The 3,885-nt window shown below is 36.7% G+C and carries 5 protein-coding genes; all 5 read left to right on the top strand.

Annotated elements, in window-relative coordinates; all coding sequences use genetic code 11:
• Window positions 1–257 precede the first annotated feature (257 nt).
• The 5 genes from QZ548_RS08365 to QZ548_RS08345 all read left to right on the top strand — a co-directional run bounded on the left by QZ548_RS08365 (window position 258) and on the right by QZ548_RS08345 (window position 3,640).
• Window positions 258–776: a MarR family winged helix-turn-helix transcriptional regulator gene (locus QZ548_RS08365; RefSeq protein WP_295230882.1), complete on the top strand. Its 519-nt coding sequence runs from the start codon at window positions 258–260 to the stop codon at window positions 774–776.
• A gap of 160 nt (window positions 777–936) precedes the next feature.
• Window positions 937–1,335, top strand: coding sequence for a hypothetical protein (locus QZ548_RS08360; protein WP_105089942.1), 399 nt, complete (start codon window positions 937–939; stop codon window positions 1,333–1,335).
• Window positions 1,336–1,423: 88 nt separating this feature from the next.
• Window positions 1,424–2,194: a carboxymuconolactone decarboxylase family protein gene (locus tag QZ548_RS08355; protein WP_295869663.1), complete on the top strand. Its 771-nt coding sequence runs from the start codon at window positions 1,424–1,426 to the stop codon at window positions 2,192–2,194.
• Window positions 2,195–2,282: 88 nt separating this feature from the next.
• Window positions 2,283–2,909 carry a site-2 protease family protein gene (locus tag QZ548_RS08350; RefSeq protein ID WP_295869660.1) on the top strand — a complete coding sequence of 209 codons (627 nt, stop codon included), beginning with the start codon at window positions 2,283–2,285 and terminating at the stop codon, window positions 2,907–2,909.
• Between the two features lie 497 nt (window positions 2,910–3,406).
• Window positions 3,407–3,640: a (2Fe-2S)-binding protein gene (locus QZ548_RS08345; protein ID WP_024047871.1), complete on the top strand. Its 234-nt coding sequence runs from the start codon at window positions 3,407–3,409 to the stop codon at window positions 3,638–3,640.
• Window positions 3,641–3,885 lie beyond the last annotated feature (245 nt).

The following is a 3,885-nucleotide window of genomic DNA, read 5'->3' as shown; positions in this document are numbered from 1 at the left end:
TTGGAAGAATTTTTAAGATAAATATAATCTAATCTTCTAATATTAAAAAAAATTATAACTAGGTTCACAGTTTTATGGTAAGATTTTCGGTCATGAACTCTATAGAAATTGGCAATTATTAACGAATAAGAAAAAAAATATTAATTAATTGACAAATTTAAAAATATCTGTCCAAAGTAGGGAATTAACGTTGACTGCTTACCGGAAAATTGTGTACAATTAATTAGTAGATAATTGTGTGCATATGGAGGTAGAATATGGCAGAAATTGGCGTACTGGAAGGTTACAAACATAAAGAAGATGTACCTGATGCAGAGTACATGAAATTAGACAACCAATTGAGCTTCCCACTTTATGTAGTGGCGAAGGAAATTGTTAATGCATATCGCAGTCACTTAGATCCGTTAAATTTGACATATACTCAATACATTGTAATGATGGCATTGTGGCAATATGGTGATTTGTCCGTTAAAGAACTAGGTCAAGTATTGCGCCTTGATTCTGGTACATTAACACCACTTTTAAAGAAATTAGAAGCTAAAGCATTCTTAAAGCGTAAGCGTAGTCGTCAAGATGAACGTGTCGTTATGGTAACCCTTACTGATACTGGTAAAGCATTACGTGACGAAGCTGTTCATGTACCGCGCCGCTTGTCTGAATCTGCAGGTCCGATTTTCGATGTAGAAGAAACGCGTCAATTGCGCATGTTGCTTAACAAATTGTTAGACGCAATCGATAACGCTAATGCTAGAACAGCAGAGAAGCTTAAGCGCTAATGTAGTGTAATTTAGTAAGATCTCATATGCATCATTCTCTAATTTAATATATCTAATATTTTCATAAAATGTGATATACTATACATATAACGTATTGTACTGAGGTCATGTGAGAGTATGACCTGTTCGTGAGATGCCGTTAAGGCAAAAGGAGAGCATTATGAATAAAAATTTATTAGGCGCATTTGTATTAGCCGGTACATTATTAGTTGGTGGTGTTGCTAACGCAGCAAACTGGAATGGTTTAGCTAACTACCCAGAGGTTCCAAATAGTGCTAATGGTTCTGAAACATATTTCTTTGATAAAGCATCCCAATTCAGTGGTATTGATAGTAGCCGTAACTACGTATTCGGTATCAATGTAGTGAACATGCATAACAACCAATATGGTGAAGCTACATTGTTTAAATACATTGTTCACCCAAGCTTGCATACTGTATATCGTTTCTCTCCAGATGGTCAAGCGTACCAAATCACTCCTGGTTCTAATGAATACAACATGTTCTTGGCTGCTTGGAAAGAAGTATACGGCACTGATTTCTCTTTCCCAGCTTTATAATTTGATGGCGCAAGCCGTAATAATTACATAACTATTGCTGGTGAAAGCTCCTTTGAGCTTTCACCAGTGTTGTTTATGGAGGTTTCCTATGTCTAAATCTGAATTTGCTCAAGCCTACACGGAGCGAATGTTCCCTGATATTGCAGCCCCTGCAGGTTATATCGACCCTGAGTTTGAAGTATTGTTTGATAATTTTGCATTTGATGAAGTTATTACCGAAGAGGGGCGCAATGTGCCTGCCAAGGATCGTTTCTTGGCTATCCTTGCCACGCTTGTAGGTGTATCTGCTGTTGATGAATATGCGTTGATGTTACCGGCAGCACTTAACTTTGGCTTGATTCCCGATGAAGTAATAGAGCTCCTTTATCAAGCGGTACCTTATCTTGGCATCGGTCGTGTACGCCCATTCTTTAAGGTAACAAATAAGATTTTTGACTATCGTGGGGAAACTGTTGTGGATCCGTCTCGCAGTACAATCACTAGTGAATCTCGCCTTGAAAAGGGCGTTGAAAAGCAAGTTGAAATCTTTGGTGAGTCTATCCGTAATTCTTACCAAGAAGGTCCTGAAGAGACACGCCACATCAATAAGTGGCTTGCTAATATGTTTGGCGACTACTACACTCGTAAAGGCTTGAGTGTGGCTCATCGTGAAATGATTACCTTCTGCTTCTTGGCAGCTCAAGGTGGCTGTGAACCTCAGATGAAGGCTCACGTAGAAGGCAACTTGAACGTAGGCAACAGCAAACAATATTTGATTAACATCGCCTCCCAATGCGTACCGTACATCGGTTACCCTCGTACATTGAATGCCCTTCGTTGCATTCAAGATGGCTACACTGCATGGGAAGCTAAACAATAAAGGACTATGTAACATATTAAATGTTTCGTGTAATTTTGAATATGTTATGTAATCTATAAATATATTATGTAACTCATAAAGGAGTTCTATGTTTGACTTTAATCCAATCCAGATATTAGCCAGTGTTCCGGCTATTATCATTATTTTCTCTATCTATGGCTATGCAGAGGCCAAGGTGGCAACGTGGTTGGGAGACCCTACACCACGCATGGCAGGACGACTTACACTGTCTCCCTTCGCACATCTTGATTTAATCGGCACCCTCTGTATTATTCTTGTTGGCTTTGGTTGGCCAAAGGGGATGGCTATTAACCCATCTTACTTTAAAGATCCTCGCAGAGATATGACGTTGCTTGCCTTTTCTGGACCTGTGGCAGGTTTAATTGCAGGCTTTATATTTACCTTTATATACGTATTACTAGGTAATCTAAACCTTATTACCACTCAAGGTCTTGATATGGTTTTGCAATATATCATCCTGTATAGCATTGGTATCTCTCTATTCTGTTTAATTCCGTTCCCTCCATTACCTGGGTTCAATATCATATTGCCATGGCTACCTGTGGAATGGCAGATTAAATACTATCAATTAGGGATGGTCAATTTAATTTTCTTTATCATCCTTATTAATACACCAATTATTTCTATGATTATTCGTCCATTGCAACAAACGATTTTCAAAATCTTCTTTGCCATCATTGGGACAATTTTATAAATATATTTGGTGAAAGCTGCTTCTATAACTGTATATGCTAATGGCTATACTAAAAGCCTCTACCGTATAGGAAATTCCTTTATGGTAGAGGCTTTTTCTAATATATCTTCCTTATGTTGATTTCTTTTCTAGTATATGTGCCTTATGGTGCGCTCTTTTAGTGCTGGATTTTCTTTCTAGTAGATTTTAACTGCATTATGATTATTGCTACTAGTCGTGTAACTATATTTTGATAGGGCTTGCTTTAAAATAATTGGTATCGATATATTTATATTAAAAACTATCGATATAGTTTTCATAATATGATATACTGAATGTAGAAATCGTAATTTTTCGATATATTAGTATTTTAGTATATCGTAGATAAAGCAGTATTAATTACTGAACATAAAGTAGTGCTATATACTATATATAATGTAGTATGTAATACCATAAGTATATTGATACTGTGTATAAGTTAGTATAAAGATATTCAAGTGAATAGAAGAGGAATACATATGGATTTTGAAGAAAACCAAGTGCCAGAGGCGATTCTGGACAAGCTTACAAAGGTGTGTACATGCCGTAGCATTACACGTAAAACGATTAAGGAAGCCATTTTGAATGGTGCTCATACATTTCCTGAAGTAAAAGAGGCAACACGTGCCGGTACAGGCGCTTGCGGTGGTAAAGGCTGTGGCCCTCGTATCGTAAAGCTCTTAGCAGAAATGAAAGAGCAAGGTAAAATTTAAAACTAAGGAAAATTTAAATCTAAGCAAAAGTTAAGACTAAACAACAGTTAAGCGTAAGTTTGAGTTTAACTCATATAAAGACTATTACTTTAAACCAATACGGTATATATTCGTAGATTTGGGGTAATAGTCTTTTTTGCGCTAACGATTCATGAGATGTATTGGCGTTTTGGGGTTGTCTTTATTATTTGATATACTATACATAATACTTTTTAGAGATTTTGGAGGTATATATGTTTCGACGT

It is taken from the genome of uncultured Veillonella sp., from assembly GCF_915069625.1.
Classification (GTDB): Bacteria; Bacillota; Negativicutes; order Veillonellales; family Veillonellaceae; genus Veillonella.
The sequence above is the reverse complement of the archived record's forward strand: the minus strand, read 5'-3'. Positions and strand labels throughout refer to the sequence as shown.

Coding starts and splice junctions, on each gene's coding strand:
- QZ548_RS08365 (WP_295230882.1), top strand. CDS start 258: ATGGCAGAAATTGGCGTACTGGAAGGTTACAAACATAAAGAAGATGTA.
- QZ548_RS08360 (WP_105089942.1), top strand. CDS start 937: ATGAATAAAAATTTATTAGGCGCATTTGTATTAGCCGGTACATTATTA.
- QZ548_RS08355 (WP_295869663.1), top strand. CDS start 1,424: ATGTCTAAATCTGAATTTGCTCAAGCCTACACGGAGCGAATGTTCCCT.
- QZ548_RS08350 (WP_295869660.1), top strand. CDS start 2,283: ATGTTTGACTTTAATCCAATCCAGATATTAGCCAGTGTTCCGGCTATT.
- QZ548_RS08345 (WP_024047871.1), top strand. CDS start 3,407: ATGGATTTTGAAGAAAACCAAGTGCCAGAGGCGATTCTGGACAAGCTT.